This window comes from Amycolatopsis sp. NPDC059021 (genome assembly GCF_042739895.1).
GTDB lineage: Bacteria > Actinomycetota > Actinomycetes > Mycobacteriales > Pseudonocardiaceae > Amycolatopsis.
In genome coordinates this window covers 1-15,524 of record NZ_JBHYIQ010000163.1, presented here as the reverse complement: position 1 = coordinate 15,524, position 15,524 = coordinate 1, and the positions used below count along the sequence as shown (strand labels likewise).

The 15,524-nt window shown below is 68.0% G+C and carries 13 protein-coding genes; 4 read left to right on the top strand and 9 right to left on the bottom strand.

Features of this window, described 5'->3' with window-relative positions; genetic code table 11:
- Positions 1-105: 105 nt before the first annotated feature.
- Positions 106-1,653, bottom strand: a complete 1,548-nt coding sequence (locus ACFWX1_RS46140; protein WP_378396282.1) for a GMC family oxidoreductase — start codon at positions 1,651-1,653, stop codon at positions 106-108.
- Positions 1,654-1,817: 164 nt separating this feature from the next.
- Between ACFWX1_RS46140 and ACFWX1_RS46135 the strand changes: the two genes are divergently transcribed.
- Both ACFWX1_RS46135 and ACFWX1_RS46130 read left to right on the top strand, forming a co-directional pair.
- The gene (locus ACFWX1_RS46135) at positions 1,818-2,522 is read left to right on the top strand and encodes a DUF2306 domain-containing protein (RefSeq protein WP_378396281.1); all 705 of its coding nucleotides are present in this window, start codon (positions 1,818-1,820) and stop codon (positions 2,520-2,522) included.
- Between the two features lie 109 nt (positions 2,523-2,631).
- Positions 2,632-3,123 (top strand): YybH family protein, encoded by a 492-nt coding sequence (locus ACFWX1_RS46130; RefSeq protein ID WP_378396280.1) that lies wholly within the window; start codon positions 2,632-2,634, stop codon positions 3,121-3,123.
- Between the two features lie 58 nt (positions 3,124-3,181).
- Here ACFWX1_RS46130 and ACFWX1_RS46125 read toward each other — a convergent pair whose 3' ends face one another.
- From ACFWX1_RS46125 to ACFWX1_RS46115, 3 genes are all read right to left on the bottom strand, one after another.
- Positions 3,182-4,738, bottom strand: a complete 1,557-nt coding sequence (locus tag ACFWX1_RS46125; RefSeq protein WP_378396279.1) for an MFS transporter — start codon at positions 4,736-4,738, stop codon at positions 3,182-3,184.
- 27 nt (positions 4,739-4,765) lie between these two features.
- Positions 4,766-6,055: an activator-dependent family glycosyltransferase gene (locus tag ACFWX1_RS46120; RefSeq protein ID WP_378396278.1), complete on the bottom strand. Its 1,290-nt coding sequence runs from the start codon at positions 6,053-6,055 to the stop codon at positions 4,766-4,768.
- A gap of 77 nt (positions 6,056-6,132) precedes the next feature.
- Positions 6,133-6,810: an alpha/beta hydrolase gene (locus ACFWX1_RS46115; protein ID WP_378396277.1), complete on the bottom strand. Its 678-nt coding sequence runs from the start codon at positions 6,808-6,810 to the stop codon at positions 6,133-6,135.
- A 150-nt stretch (positions 6,811-6,960) separates the two neighbouring features.
- Between ACFWX1_RS46115 and ACFWX1_RS46110 the strand changes: the two genes are divergently transcribed.
- Complete coding sequence (locus ACFWX1_RS46110; protein ID WP_378396276.1) at positions 6,961-8,052, top strand: DegT/DnrJ/EryC1/StrS family aminotransferase; 1,092 nt, start codon at positions 6,961-6,963, stop codon at positions 8,050-8,052.
- Here the strand turns inward: ACFWX1_RS46110 and ACFWX1_RS46105 are convergent.
- From ACFWX1_RS46105 to ACFWX1_RS46085, 5 genes are all read right to left on the bottom strand, one after another.
- On the bottom strand, positions 8,029-8,442 hold the full coding sequence (locus ACFWX1_RS46105; RefSeq protein WP_378396275.1) for a DUF3224 domain-containing protein: 414 nt from the start codon (positions 8,440-8,442) through the stop codon (positions 8,029-8,031). The two genes, ACFWX1_RS46110 and ACFWX1_RS46105, sit on opposite strands and share 24 nt — an antisense overlap.
- A 4-nt stretch (positions 8,443-8,446) precedes the next feature.
- Positions 8,447-9,154, bottom strand: a complete 708-nt coding sequence (locus tag ACFWX1_RS46100; RefSeq protein WP_378396274.1) for a DUF899 domain-containing protein — start codon at positions 9,152-9,154, stop codon at positions 8,447-8,449.
- A 19-nt stretch (positions 9,155-9,173) separates the two neighbouring features.
- Positions 9,174-10,604 carry an MFS transporter gene (locus ACFWX1_RS46095; protein WP_378396273.1) on the bottom strand — a complete coding sequence of 477 codons (1,431 nt, stop codon included), beginning with the start codon at positions 10,602-10,604 and terminating at the stop codon, positions 9,174-9,176.
- Between the two features lie 61 nt (positions 10,605-10,665).
- Positions 10,666-12,504, bottom strand: coding sequence for an asparagine synthase (glutamine-hydrolyzing) (asnB, locus tag ACFWX1_RS46090; RefSeq protein WP_378396272.1), 1,839 nt, complete (start codon positions 12,502-12,504; stop codon positions 10,666-10,668).
- Between the two features lie 117 nt (positions 12,505-12,621).
- The gene (locus ACFWX1_RS46085; RefSeq protein ID WP_378396271.1) at positions 12,622-13,335 is read right to left on the bottom strand and encodes a class I SAM-dependent methyltransferase; all 714 of its coding nucleotides are present in this window, start codon (positions 13,333-13,335) and stop codon (positions 12,622-12,624) included.
- 207 nt (positions 13,336-13,542) lie between these two features.
- Here ACFWX1_RS46085 and ACFWX1_RS46080 point away from each other — a divergent pair, with 207 nt between their 5' ends.
- Positions 13,543-15,456 (top strand): KedN5 family methylcobalamin-dependent radical SAM C-methyltransferase, encoded by a 1,914-nt coding sequence (locus ACFWX1_RS46080; protein WP_378396270.1) that lies wholly within the window; start codon positions 13,543-13,545, stop codon positions 15,454-15,456.
- The last annotated feature ends 68 nt before the right edge of the window (positions 15,457-15,524 follow it).

Here is a 15,524-nt window from a genome sequence, read left to right as displayed (position 1 = left end):
CGGCCCCGCCGCCCGCCCGGGACAATGCCGTTAAGGCCACCTTACGGGCGTCAGACGCCCGTAAGGTGGCCTTAACGGCATGCGAGTCTGAAGTGGACAGACGGCTCAGGCGGTGGCCTTGCGGATGAGGTCCGCGGCCTTTTCCGCGATCGCGATGGTCGGGGCGTTGGTGTTGCCGCGGGGGATCACCGGCATCACCGAGGCGTCGGCGACGCGCAGGCCGCCGACCCCGCCGACGCGAAGTTCGGTGTCGACCACCGAGCCGATCGCGCATGTACCCACCGGGTGGTAGATCGAGTGCGTGAAGCGGCGGATGTAGTCGGTCAGGTCCGCGTCCGAGTCGGAGGCGGGCGGCCGGTACGGGGCCGACGCGTAGTCCCGCAGCGCTTTCTGGCGCGAGATGTCGAGCCCGATTCGCAGCGCGGCGACAGCGTCCGTGAGGTCCTCCGGCTCGGCGAAGAAGTTGTGCTGGATACGCGGTTTCGTCGTCGGGTCGTCGGAGGCGATGGTCACCGCGCCGCGGCTGCGTGGCGTCAGCATCGACGGGCCGAAGGTCAGCGCGTGCGCGGTCGGCATGGCGAGCCCGCTGTCGATGAACATCACCGGCGCGGACAGGTACTCGACGTCCGGGGCGGGCAGTTCCGGCCTGGTGCGGACGAAGCCGCCGGTCTCGGGGCCGTTGCAGGTCAGCGGTCCGCGGCCCTCGGCCATGAACTGCTCGAAGTTCTCCGGCGCGCCGGCGGCGAGCATGCTCACCGGGTGCTCGTGCGGGAACACCAGCGGGATCAGCGCGTGGTCCTGGAGGTTCTGGCCGACCAGCGGCTGGTCGACGACCACCGGCACGCCCAGCGGGCCGAGCAGCGCGGCGGGCCCGATGCCCGAATGCATCAGCAGCTGCGGCGAGTTGTACGCACCGGCCGCGAGGATGACTTCGCGCTCGGCGCGGATCGTGATCTCCTCGTCGAGGCGCTGTCCGGTCACGCCGACGGCCCACTCGTTCTCGATCAGCACCCGGTGCACCGCGAAGTTGGTCTCGACCGTGAGGTTCGGCCTGCCCAGCGCGGGGTGCAGGAACGCGGTGGCGGTGCTCGCGCGGCGGCCGTCCTTCTGGGTCAGCTGGAAGTAGCCGAAGCCGTCCTGCGAAGCGCCGTTGAAGTCGTCGTTCGCCGCGAAGCCCGCTTCCACCGCGGCATCGACGAACGCGGTGGACATCGGGTTGCGCGAACGGTTCTCCGACACCGTGAGCGGACCGCCGGTGCCGTGGAACTCGGACTCGCCGCGTTCGTTGTCCTCGGAGCGCTTGAAGTAGGGGAGCAGCTCGTCGAAGGTCCAGCCGGGCTGGTCCCAGCCGTCGTAGTCGAGCCGGTTGCCGCGGATGTAGATCTGGGTGTTGATCGAGCTCGTCCCGCCCAGCACGCGGCCACGCGGCAGGTAGATCCGGCGGCGGTCGAGGAACGGCTCGTCGTGGGTGTCGTAGTCCCAGTCCAGGTTGGTACGGAACAGCTTCGAGAACGCCGCGGGCACGTGGATGTTCGGTGAAGTGTCCGCGGGCCCCGCCTCGATGAGGCAGACCTTCACTTCCGGGTCTTCGCTCAGCCTGGCGGCGAGCGCACAACCCGCCGAGCCGGCCCCGACGATCACGTAGTCGTACATCTGCTCCTCCTCGGATGCGCTTTCTTCAGCAGAATAGGAGCGGCGGGCAATTCTCTCCCACTCCTGTGTTGCACAGTCTGCGCACGATGCAAGACGAATTCGGGCATCGCGGCACATAGCGTGTGCTGCATCGAGGGATTCACCTGTCGTACTGGGGAGTGATCATGACGCAGACGCCGGAATTGAGACGGCCACTACCGCCGCCGGAGAAATCCGTGCGAAGGCGATGGTTCCGGCCGGGGATGATCCTGCTCGGCCTCCTGATCGCGGCATTCATGATCCTGTATCTACCGCGATATCTGACGCTGGACCCGGGGCAGTCGCTGATTCCGGTCAACGAGGGTTTCCGCCTGCACTATCCGTTGCTGATCGCGCACATCGCGACCGGCACGATCGCGCTCGTGACCGTCTGCCTGCAGGTGTCCTCGTGGCTGCGGCGGCGCCACCCCCGCGTGCACCGGCTCAGCGGGCGGCTGTACGTCTTCGCGGGCATCGGGCCCTCCGCGGTGCTTTCCCTGGCCGTCATGCCGTTCGGCATCCTGACCGGGCTCAGCGCGGTCGGCTCGTCGCTGTGGGCGGTGCTGACCCTCGGCGTGACCACCGCGGGCTACGTCGCCGCTCGGCAGCGGCGCTGGGCCGACCACCGCCGGTTCATGCTCTACAGCTTCGGCCTCGCGACGAGCATCCTCACCGGGCGGGCATTGTTCACCGGCGCCTGGTATGCCGTGGCGCCGATTTTCCCCGATTCCGAAACGACCGTGCTGACCATCGCCCAGTTCGCCGGTTTCTGGCTGAACTGGATCGTCAACATTGCGGTGGTCGCCTGGTGGCTCCGCCGTTCGGGCAGAAAGGCGGGGCTGCCGGGCTGAATCGCACCCAGTACCACCACCAGGCGCCGCCGGAGGAATATTCTCCGGCGGCGCTTGGCGGCGGAAAAAAGAAAACGGTCATCCCCCCACCGTGTTCAGGAGAAACCCGATGAGGAAATTCCGGAAAACAGCCATCGCCGCCGCGGTACTCGGCGCGACCGGTCTGCTCGCCGCGCCGGCGCAGGCCGGTTCCGCGACCCAGCACCGTGATCCGCTCGCCGCCTGCCGCGCCCAGTTCGACGCGACCAATCGCGCCTACAACGCCGCCTTCGACGCCCGCGACGCCGACCGGTTCGCCGAGTTCTTCCTCGAGGACGCCACGAAGGTCGACCCCGACGGCACGGTGCAGTACGGCAAGCAGGCGATCAGGGAGCTGTTCCGCGGCCTGTTCGCGATGCGCTTCACGTCGTCCTTCCCGATCGCCAAGGAGGTCGTCGACTGCGGCACCGCGTTCGTCCTCACGAACGCGACCCTGACCTTCCCCGACGACAAGTTCCAGGAGAAGTTCATCAGCTCGCAGACCTACACCCGGGACCGGTGGGGCCGCTGGCGCGTGCTGGTGACCATCAGCGCCGGGCTCGTCCACACCGACCTTCCCTGACGCCGCAAGAGAAAGGGGCTCCCACACCGCGTGGGAGCCCCTTTTCTCGTGTGAAGGGTCAGACGACCTCGGCCGCCGCGGTCTCCGTCTCCGTCTCCGGCGCCGCCGACGGCTCGGGCGACGGCTCCGGTGCGCCGACCCGCCGGAGCAGGGACGCCGCGAGCACCGCCAGCACGACACCGATCCCGGCACACACCAGCGCGACCGTGGTGAGGCCGCTGGTGAACGCGGCCCGCGCGGCGGTGAGCACGGCGCTCCCGCCGTCGGTGACCGCCGAGAGCGCGCCGGCGAGGGTGTCCTTGGCCGCCTCGGGGCCGCCCTGTGGCAACGTGCCCGCGATCTCGCCGCGGTAGACGGCGGTGCCGACCGCGCCGAGGATGCCGACGCCCAGCGCGACGCCGAGTTCGCTGCTCGTCTCCGACATCGAGGCCGCCGAACCGGCCTTCTCCTCCGGCGCCGCGCCGATGATCAGCTCGGTGCCGAGCGAGGCCATCGGCCCGAACCCGAAGAACACCAGCGTCATCCCGATGACCAGCGTCGCCAGGCCCGATTCGCTGGTCACCTGGGTCAGCACCAGCGCGCCGATCGTGAGGATCACCGCACCCGCGCAGACGATGTAGCCGGGACGAATCCGCTGGGCCAGCGAAGGCGCGTACATCGCGCTCACCACCGTGGCGAGTGCGGACGGTACCGCCCAGAGCCCGGCCTGCAGCGGCGAAAGGTTCTCCACCATCTGCAGGAACTGGTTGGCGAACAGGCCCACCCCGCCCATCACGGCCGGGCCGAGCAGCAGCGCGCCGAGCGCGCCGGAGAACGCGGGGAACCGGAACAGGCCGACGTCGACATGCGGGTTCGCGAGTTTCCGTTGCCGCAGCACGAAAACCACCCCGACGACGAGCCCGGCGGCGATGATCGCGAGCGGGAGCACCCCGGCGCCGCCGTGCGCGATCTCCTTGATGCCGTAGATGATCGGCAGGATCGTGGCCAGCGAAAGCGCCACACTGACCAGGTCGAGCTTGCCGCCGTTCGGATCACGGTACTCGGGCAGCAGCCTCGGCGCGGCCACGATCAGCACGATCATCACCGGGACGCCCAGCAGGAACACCGAACCCCACCAGAACCACTGCAGCAGCACCCCGCCGACCACCGGGCCGAGTGCGGTGCCCGCCATGAAGCAGCTCATCCACACGCCGATGGCCTTGCCGCGTTCGCCCTCGTTGGTGAACATGGTGCTGATCAAGGCCAAAGTGGACGGTGCCAGCGTCGCGCCCGCGATGCCGAGCAACGCCCTCGCGACGATCAGCGTTTCCGCCGACGGCGCGAAGGCGGCGAACACCGAGGCGATCCCGAACGCGGTGGCGCCGATCATCAGCAGTCTGCGCCTGCCTATCCGGTCGCCGAGCGTGCCCATGGTGACCAGGAAGCCCGCGGTCATGAAGGCGTAGATGTCCATGATCCACAGGGTCTGGGTGCTGCTGGGGTGCAGATCCTCGCTCAGCTTCGGCAGCGCGAGGTAGAGCACGCCGAGGTCGATCGCGAGCAGCAGGGTCGGCAGTGCCAGTACCGCCAGACCCAGCCATTCGCGCCGGCCTGCGGTCGCGGCGTCCGGACTCATCACGGTTCCTTTCTGTCGGAGCGTTTTCTAGCTGTTCCGGCGATGCTGCGCGGTGAGCCGCTCCAGCTGGGGAACGATCTCGTTGGGGCTGGGCACCCCGGCCTGGTCGATGCGCAGGCGCTCGGCGGCACGCGCGTAGGACGGGTCGGAGAGCACTTTGGACAGATCGGCGCGGAGCTTTTCCGGCGTCAGCTGGTCGGAGTCGCCGACATAGATGCCCGCGCCGCGCTCCTCCAGCATGTTCGCCTGCGAAACCGGCGCCCACCACTTCTCGTGCCAGTACGTTCCGGGCACGATGAGCTGCGGTACGCCGTACTCGATCGCCGTGCCGAACGTGCCGGTGCCACCGTGGTGCACGATCGCCGAGCAGGTTGCCAGCAGCGGGCCGAGCGGCACGAACTCGACCGGGCGGACGTTGTCCGGCAGCCGCGTCAGCGAGGCGAGCTGCTTGGCGCTGAAGGTCGCGACCACCTCGACGTCGAGGTCCGACACGGCTTCCAGCAGATCGGCGGTGGAGGCCTCGATGCCATGCGATTCGCGGTGGGAGAAGCCGAGGGTGAGGCAGACCCGTTTGCGCGTCAGCGGTTCGTTGACCCAGCCGGGCACGATCGCCGGGCCGTTGAAGACCACCTGCCGCACCGGCACGTAGTGCACGCCGGTGCCCTGCGGGTGGAACAGCGACTGCGGTGCGGGGTCGATGGTCCACTGACCGAGCGCGATCTCGTCGTCGTAGGAATGGCCGTGGCGCTCGAGTTTCGGGCCGAGCCAGGTCTTCATCGGGTCGGTGAGGCCCTCCGCGTCCCGCTTCTCGACGAACTTGGCGTGCACCTGGGCCATCGCGTCCACGCCCCACAGCAGGCGGGCGTGCGCGGCACCGGTGACGCGCGCCGCGATCGGGCCCGCGAACGCGAGGGTGTTCCAGATGATCAGATCCGGCTTCCACGCCTTGGCGTAGTCGATGAGCCCCTCGAACATCCCTTCCGGGGTGAGCATCGGGAAGAAGTCCTCGGCGAGATGGACGAACTCGCCGGGCGGGTCCTCCCAGCCGTAGTTGGACTGGTGCGGTTTGACCCGGTTGTGCGGGTCGGCGTCCGACGCGGTCTTCTGCGGAGGTTCGGCCTCGGCCAGATCCTCCTTGAGGTTCGGCATCAGCTCGCCGATCGGCGCGGCGGCCAGCCCGATCGCGGCGACGTCCTCGGCGAGATCGGGCGGGACGGCGACGCGCACGTCGTGCCCGGCCGTGCGCATCGCCCATGCCAGCGGCGTCAGGATGTAGACCTGCGACTTGTTGAGGCAGGTGACGAACAGGACGCGCATGACAGTCCTCCCATGGATGCTTTGCGGCATCTGTCAGGGTTTCAGCCCATTCGCGCGACCCGCATCTCGCTGACTGCTCAGTCGGTGTAGGACCGCAGAAGGGTGGCGAGTTCCTTCGGCTTGGCCAGCGCCGCGCAGTGGCACGCCGCGATCTCGTCCGGGGTGATGTCCAGGCGTTCCTTGACCAGGCGCCGGAAGAACTCCGGCGGGAAGAACCGGTCTTCGGTGCACAGCACGAACTTCGTCGGGATGTCCGGCCACTGCTCCAGCGGCCACGGTTCGTCCATCGCCGCCTCGGACTGCCGGCGCTCCTTGCTCATCGCCTGTTCGGCGAGTTTGCGGGGCACGCCGTTGTAGAAGCTGACGAACGGGTCCCCGTTGCCGGTGAGGCCGCCATCGCGCTCGGCCGCCTCCTGCGAGGCCGGGCCGTAGCCGGTGTTGCCCCACCATTCGTTCGTCGTCTCACCGGGGGCCGGGATCATGCCGGCGAGCAGCACGAGCACCTTGGCGGAAAGCCGCTCCGCCACGAGCGGCGCGACGATTCCGCCGAACGAATGACCGACCACCACGATGTCCTCGCGGTCTCCGACAGCGGTCACCACGGCGTCGGTGTACTCGGCCAGGCCCGCCGAGTCGTCTTCGATGGGCAGGTCGGGTGCCACCGTGTCGTGCCCGTCCCTGCGCAGTTCCGCTTCGAGCAGATGCCAGGCCCAGCCGACATCACCGGCGCCGTGGATCAACACAAATGTGGTCATCTTCTCTGCTTTTCCTTCAGTCGGTTACTCAACGTGACCGGCCCACCATAGCGCGCCTTTGGCGAAGTTCGTCCCGAAAACATCCTTTCTCGCACCGGCTCCGCATTTTCGAAGATGTCCGCCCGCGGGCGGCGAGCACACCCTTCTGGAGTGACGGTTCCCTTTCTCGACCTGCGCGCGCCCTATCTCGAACTACGCGAGGAAATCGACGACGCGGTGGGGAGGGTGTTGCGGTCCGGCTGGTACTTGCTCGGACCGGAGGTGGAGGCGTTCGAAGCCGAGTTCGCCGCCTACTGCGGCGCGGCCCACTGCGTCACGGTCGGCAGCGGGGGTGACGCGCTCACGCTGATTCTGCGGGCGCTCGGCATCGGGACTGGCGACGAGGTGATCGTGCCCGCGCACACGTTCATCGCCACCTGGCTGGCCGTGTCGGACGTCGGCGCCACGCCGGTGCCGGTCGAGCCGGACCCGGCCACGTTCACCATGGACCCCGCGCGGATCGAAGCCGCCATCACGCCACGCACGCAGGCGATCCTGCCCGTGCACCTGTACGGCCATCCCGCCGACCTCGACACCGTGCGGGCCATCGCGGATCGGCACGGGCTGGCGGTCGTCGAAGACGCGGCACAGGCGCCCGGAGCCGTCCACAATGGACGTCGCATCGGTGCGGCACCGTCCACTGTGGCCTTCAGCTTCTATCCGGGGAAGAATCTCGGCGCGCTGGGTGACAGCGGCGCGGTGGTCACCTCGGACCGTCAGCTCGCCGACAAGGTCCGCCTGCTGCGGAACTACGGTTCGCGGGTCAAGTACCGGCACGAGGTGCTCGGGACCAACTCGCGTACCGACGAACTCCAGGCCGCGGTGCTGCGGGTCAAACTGGCTCGGCTCGACGAGTGGAACGCGCGGCGTGCCCGGGTCGCGGATCGCTATCTGGCCGGGCTCAAGGGCCTGGACCTGGACTTGCCGGAGGTCGCGTCGTGGGCCGAGCACGCGTGGCACCTGTTCGTCGTGCGCGCGGCGGACCGGGACGCGCTCGCCGCGCGGCTGGGAGAGGCCGGGGTCGGCACGCTCGTCCACTATCCGGTCGCGGTGCACGCCTCGCCCGCCTACCAGCCGCTCGGCCTTGGCCCGTTCCCGCTTTCCGAGCGGCTGGCCGGCGAGGTGCTGAGCCTGCCGATCGGCCCGCATCTCACCGACGACCAGGTCGGTGCCGTGATCTCAGCTGTGCGGGACGCTGTATGAGAGCGTGTACCGGACCACGCCGTCATCGGTGGTGGTGACCTTGCCGGACCCGGTCGCGCCTGCCAGCTCACCGGTTCCGGTGCCGGGGACGATGTTCCAGTCGACCTCGATCGGCCCGGCCGGGCCCCGGGTGCCGGACCCCTCGGTCATGAAGGTGCCCTGTTTCCCGCCGAGGCTGCCGACGACCCGCGCCATCACCCGGAACGGGCCGACGCCGCTGGGATCGATGCGCTGGATGTAGACGTGATAGCCGGTTCCGTTCATCTCGCCGGTGTAATGGAACTCGGTAATGGTGTACAACAGCCTGATGCCGCCGGGATCTTCGGGACCCAGCTCGTTGTCGGTGTAGCTGACCGTTTCGATGGTGCCCTCGGCGTAGCGCGATTCCACGGAATCACTCCATTCCTTCGCGAGACGGCGAGAAGAACCCATCGCCCTGACGGCCGAGCGGGGTCAGGTCCAGATAGTTGAACGTGCCGTTGAGCAGGTCCGTGCCGCGGGCGTAGGTCGAATAGGTGTGGTAGACGCATCCTTTGCGCTGGAGGAACACGCTCAACCCGTGCCAGTCGCGCTGTTCTCCCAGCATCCAGCCCAGGCCGGCCTGCTCGAGTTCCTCGGCGGTGCGGTAGTTGTACTCGATGGGAACGACGTCGGCGTCCAGTGTCACGTGGAAGTCGTAGTTGAAATCGCTGCCCTCGCTGGAATACCAGGGAAAGGCCCAGCCCATGCGTTGGTGCACAGGAGTGATCTCGGCCAGGGGCGCACGCGACACCGCGGCGAAGGTCGTCTCACGATCATGGAGATGGGCGAGGTGACCGACATTGTCGGACAACATCGTGCAGCCGGGACACAGATGGTGCGATCCGGGCTGCAGCATGAAGTGATAGACGATGAGCTGCCTGCGCCCCTCGAACATGTCGCCGAGCGAGAGTTTTCCGTCCGGCCCGTCGAAAACGTAGTCCTTCTCGATCTCGACCATCGGCAGGGCGCGGCGCTCGGCGTTCACCCGGTCCCGCGCGCGGCTCAGTTCCTTTTCGCTCTCGAGAAGTTTCTTGCGAGCGACAGTGAACTCTTCCCGGGACGCGATTTCTGGCAAATCCATTTCTCTCCTCGTGTAGTACTCAGACGCCACTTCGCGTCGGCTCCACTGATTCGGTCTTGGCACGTCGCGGGGGAGCGAGCAGAGTGACAGTGACGGCAATCCCGATGAGCGCGAAAAGGACCACGACGCCGAAGCCCGCTCGCAGTCCCTCGGTGATGGCCACCTTGGGTTCCGCCGCGGTCGCGAAGGACGTGCTGACCGAGGTGACGATCGCGACGCCGATCGCGCCGCCGATCTGGAAGGCGGCGGTGTTGATCCCGGAGGCGAGCCCCGATTCCTCCGGCGCCACCGAGCTGAGCGCGGCGATAGACGACGCGACGAAGCAGGCACCCAGGCCGGGTCCGAAGATCACCAGCGCGAAGAACAGGTCGAGCCAGTAGTCGCCGTTCGCGGAGATCGTCGTCAGCAGCAGGCAGCCGGTGCCGATCAGGAGCAGCCCGGCGACGGCGACCGTCCGGACGCCGAACCGGGCCACCATGGACTGGCCGAGCGCCGAGCCGCCGATGTTGACCACCGTCATGGGAAGGAAACCGAGGCCGAATGCCACGGCCGAGTAGCCGAGCACCTGTTGCCCGTACAGGGAAGTGCCGAGCGCCATGCCGAACGCCGACGCGCCGAGCAGCGCCATCACGAGGTTCCCGCCGACCAGACCGCGGGAACGGAAGATCCGCAACGGCACGAGCGGAGCGGCCGAGCGCCGCTCGACCAGGACGAAGACTCCGGCGAGCACGAAGGCGCCGGCGAGCATACCGATCGTCAGCGGATCCGCCCAGCCTCGCCGGGGTGCCTCGGCGATCGCGAAGACGGCCGCGACGAGCGCCACGGTGATCGTCAGCGCGCCGACCGGGTCGAAGCTCCGCTTGCCCGCGGCAGGCCTGCTTTCCCGCAGCACCACCGGACTCAGCACGAGCAGGACGGCGGCGACCGGGATGTTGATGTGGAAGATCCACGGCCAGCCCAGGAATTCGGTGATCGGGCCGCCGATCAGCAGCGCGGCGGTCGCGCCGAAGCCCATCGTGCCCGACCAGAACGCGAGCGCCTTGTTGCGCTCGGCGGGCTCGGTGAAGGTGGTCATCAGGATCGACAGCGCGCTCGGTGCCATCATCGCCGCGGACATGCCCTGCACGACGCGCGCGGCGAGCAGCACGCCCGGACTCCAGGCCAGCCCGCACAGCAGGGAACTCACCAGGAACAGGAACGTGCCGATCATGAACACCCGGCGCGCGCCGAGCAGGTCCGCCGAACGGCCGCCGAGCAGCAGCAGGCCACCGAAGCTGAGCAGGTACCCGCTGAGCACCCATTGCATGCCGTCGCTGGAAAGCCCGAGATCGGTCTTCATCGACGGCAGCGCCAGGGTCACGATCTGCGAGTCCAGCGTGATGAACAGGCTGGCGACGCACAACACCGCGAGGGCTTTCCAGCGACGTGGGTCGGGCCCGGTTTCGGACATCGGAGCGGCCTCCCGTTCGATCGAGCGACGAATCAGGTCTGGTGCGGGTGCGTCATGGTGCTCACCACGCCACCGCGGGCGAGTACATGTCCCACCACTGCGCGAGGTCCAGGGCGCGTTCCAGCGCGGAGCGCGACGCATAGGTGGCCTGGGGTGCCTGCTCGTACACGCAGTTCTTCAGCCAGTCGTAGCTGAGCAGGTCGAACACCGGATGGGCGGGCGTGGCCAGCAGTTCGCGGGCGGCCACCCGCAACGCGGCGCCGTAGCGCGGGTCCTGTGTGGACGGATACGGTGCCTTCGCCCGCCGCAGCACCGACTGCGGGAGCAGATCCGCGGTCGCAGCACGCAGCAGGCTTTTTTCCTTGCCGTCGAAGGTCTTCAGCGACCACGGGGCGTTGTAGACGTACTCGACGAGCCGGTGGTCGCAGAACGGCACGCGGACCTCGAGGCCGGTGGCCATGCTGGTGCGGTCCTTGCGATCCAGCAGCACGCGCACCCAGCGGGTCAGGTGCAGATGGCTGATCTTGCGCTGCCGCCACTCGAATTCGCTTTCGCCGTCGAGCCGTTCGATCCCGGCCACCGCGTCCGTATAGTTGTCGCCGAGATAGCGGTCGAGATCGAGGATCTTCCGCGCGGCCGGGGTGAGGATCTGCGTGTCGTCGCCGAAGTACTCGCCCCAGCGGACCAGCCAGGGGAACATGTCCGCCTGCTGGACCACCGGATCGGAGAACCACAGGTACCCACCGAACACCTCGTCCGCCGATTCGCCGGAAAGCGCGACGGTGGAATGCCGCCGGATCTCCCGGAACAACAGGTAGAGGGAGGTGTCGATGTCCCCGTTGCCGGCGGGCATGTCCCTGGCGCGCAGGACCGCGGCCCGGATGCCCGGATCGCCGTGCGCGGCGGCGTCGACCACGATGTCCTGATGCGCCGAGCCGACCCACTGGGCAACTTCGTGCGCGAAGGGAGTGTCGGCGTCGGGCCGGATCACGTCCGCGACGAAGTCGTCGGTACGTCCCTCGAAGTCCACCGAAAAGCTGCGAACGGTCTCACCCGTCGCGGCGAGTTGCCTGGCCGCGATCGCGGTCATCGCGGACGAGTCGAGGCCACCGGACAGCAGCGCGCACCGGGGCACGTCGGAGATGAGCTGGCGGCGCACGATGTCTTCGAGCAGCTCCCGGACCCGTGCGACCGTGCCGTCCCGGTCGTCGGTGTGCTCCTGGGTGCGCAGGGTCCAGTAAGTGTGCTCGCGGATCCCACTCGGACCGACCGTGACCGCGGTGCCCGGCTTCACCTCCCGCATCCCGCGCCAGAAGGCGTCGCCGGGGGTCTTGACGAACGCGAACAGCTCGCGGATGCCGTCGGTGTCCACCACGCGTGCGGCGAGCGGGTTCGCCAGGATCGCCTTGGGCTCGGAGCCGAACAGCACACCGTCCGGGGTGGGGTAGTAGTAGAGCGGCTTGACACCCATCCGGTCGCGGATCAGGACGAGCTTGCGCTCGGCCGCGTCCCAGATGGCGAAGGCGTACATGCCGTTGAGCCGCTCCGCGCTCGCTTCGCCCCATTCGAGGTAGGCACGCAGCACCACCTCGGTGTCGGACCTCGTGGTGAACCGATGGCCACGCGCGCGCAGCTCCTCACGAAGTTCGACGAAGTTGTAGGCCTCGCCCGAATACACCATCACGACCTTGCCGCGCGGCAGGTCCGCGCTGATCGGCTGATGTCCGCCGGGCAGGTCGATGATCGCCAGCCGACGATGGCCGAGCGCGGCGTGCTCGTCGGCCCACGTACCCCGCTCGTCCGGGCCCCGCTCGGCCATCGAATCGGTCATCGCGTCGAGGGTGGCCTGCTCCCGGCGCAGATCGCGGTCGAACGAAACCCAGCCGGCGATTCCGCACATGACGGTGCCTTCCCTCCACGACGGCGGGCCCGGCCCGGGGCGGGCCGGCACCGTGTCCACCGTGGCGGCCCGATGCGGAGATGGCATCTCCTGGCGTGCGGTTTCCGGTGCGGACCGCTATTTGAGGACGCCCACGAACAGGCCGCGTCCCTGCGGGCCGCCCTCGACGTATTCGACCGCGAAGCCCGCTTCTTCGAAAGCCGCTTCGTGCTCCCGCTGGGTGAACAGCGACACGAGAATGCTCTCGGTGAAGTGGCGGAGGCCTTCGAGGGGGCTCGCGACCGTGAAATGGATGTGGACGCGGCTCTTGGTGCCTTCACGTGAGGAATGCGAGACGCGGGAAATGGTCCTGCCGCCGGTTTCGACGATGTCGCCGGTGACATAGCCTTCGAGGAACGTCGACGGGAACCACCACGGTTCGACGATCACCACGCCGCCGGGTTCGAGGTGCGCGGCGAACCGTTTCAGCGCGGTGGCGAGTTCCGCGGGCGTGTCGAGATGTCCGACAGAGCTGAACATGCACGTGATCGCGTCGAAGCGGGTGCCGAGGTCGAAGGTGCGCATGTCGCCCTGGGTAAGGGAAAGCTCCGGTGACCGGGCCCTGCCGACGGCGATCATGTCCGCGGAGAGCTCGACACCCGCGACCCGCGCGAAGTGGTCGCGGAAGCTGCGCAGGTGCTCGCCGGTGCCGCAGGCGACGTCGAGCAGGCTCGCCGCGCCCGGCTTGTGCTGCCGGATCAGTGCGCTGACTTCGGCCGCCTCTGCCCGGTAATCCCGCCCGCGGCCGCGGTAGACGGGATCCCAGACCTCGGCGACATCGATGTCGTACATCTCCACACTCCCGTTCCGCGGTGATCGTCCGCGCCTCAGACTACCTGCGGGCCGGTGAATTTCCTCTCTTTTGTAGCCTTTGCCCGAATTTGTGGCACGTCGCGAGAAATGCCGCGCGGGTACGCTGGTAAGGGCAGTTATGGAGAAGTTGAGTTCTCCCGGATTGACTACCGTGGTGCGCGGTTGGCAAGCAGGGAGGCCGAAAAGATGCTGCAAATCCGTCTGGTTCAGCAAGGTGCCTGGGACATGCCGGTCGACTCGATGCCGTTGGCCGTCGGCTATCTCAAGGCGGTGATCGACGCCGATCGCAGCCTGGACGGTGAGGCCGTCGCGGAGATCTGCAACTTCCGTGGTGGGCAGAAATTGCAAGAGATGGCGATGGCGCTGTTCGGCGGCGAGATTCCCGACGTGCTCGCGTTCTCGGTGCTCGGCTGGAACTACCGCAGTTTCGGGGCGCTCGCCGAGACCTTCAAGCAGATCAATCCCCGCGGGCTCGTCGTGTTCGGCGGGACCCACGTGGCGTATCAGTCCGAGCGGGTCTTCCGGGAAATGCCGTGGATCGACGTGGTCGTCAACGGCGAGGGTGAGCACTGCTTCCACGAGCTGACGCACTACCTGCTCGCGCATCGCGGCGAGGACTTCGACCCCGTGGACATCAAGGGAGTATCCTACCGTCGTCCGGACGGGACGCTCCACTCCGCGCCGGACCGGGATCGCATCAACGATCTCGACGTCATCCCGTCGCCGTTCCTCACCGGTGCGATCCCGATGGCCGACGGTGCAGGCAACTTCCGGTACGACGTCGCGCTGATGGAGACCAACCGCGGCTGCCCGTACAAGTGCTCGTTCTGTTACTGGGGCGGCGCCGTCGGGCAGAAGATGCGGTCGTTCTCCACCGAGCGCCTCGCCGAGGAGGTCGACCTGTTCGGTTTCCACAAGGCACCGTCCCTCGTGCTCTGCGACTCGAACTTCGGCCTGCTCGAAGCGGACGAGGAGTTCGTCGAGCTGGTCATCAAGACGCGCGAGAAGTACGGGTACCCCGAGGCGCTGATCACCAGCTGGGCCAAGAACAAGTCGGCACGGTTCTTCAACATCGTGCGCAGGCTGAAGGAACACGGCCTGCAGAGCCTGTTCACGCTCGCGCTGCAGACACTCGACGACGCCGCGCTCACCAACATGCTCCGCAAGAACATGAAGGTCAACCAGTGGGAAAGCCTGGTCGACTGGCTGGCGGAGGAAGGCCTCGAATGCTACGGCGAGCTCATCTGGGGCGCGCCGGGCGAGACACCGGAGTCGTTCTTCGCGGGGTATGACAGGCTCGCGAAGAAGGTCTCGCGCATCGCGGTGTACCCGATGCTGCTGCTGCCCAATACGTCCTATGTGGAGCAACGCGAGGTGCACGGCTTCGTCACCATCCGCGGCGAGGACGACGACTTCGAGTACGTGCTGGCGAACCGGACGTCGACACTCGCGGAGAACCTGGAGATGCAGCGGTTCGTCTTCTGGGCTCGGGTGCTCGGCGAGCAGCAGTTCCTGCGGCACGTGTGGCAGCCGCTGTCCGACCTCGCGGGGGTGACCCAGTCGCAGGCGATCCGCAGCGTCAAGGAGTACTTCGAACGGTCCTCGGACCCGGCCGCGGTCGCCTTCCTGAGCAAGATCCCGGTGCTCGCCGAGTCGCCGGCGATCGCCGAGGCGCTGCGGTCCCTGCACAGCCAGCCCGAGCTCCAGGACCTGGTGCGCGAGTGGTGGCAGGAGGTCGCGGTGCCGCTGTTCCCGCCCCAGTGGCGGAAGTTCGCCGCCGCGCTTTACGAGTTCGAGTCGTGGTCGAGGCAGGTCTACGTGATCCCCGGCGGGGATCTCCCGAAGGGCTGGTACCTCTCGGAGCGGGACGGCGCCGAGTGGTACCAGAGCGACCTGGTCTCCCTGCCCTACGACATGCCCGCCGCGCTGGAACACTGGGAGACGACGCTCGCCGAGGGCCCGGCCGAACAGGAGACGAGCTTCGTCTTCGACGCCAGGCCGGGCTACTACCACAACCTGGACAACTACGAGATCGCCGCGCAGCACCTCGCGACGCCCCGCAAGACGGACGCGATCGACCTCCTCAAACGCGCCGGCTGAGCCAGGACGCGGCGTCGTCGCCGTGTCGCGAACGCTCCGTTCGGGACATTCAGTGTCCGGTACGGAGC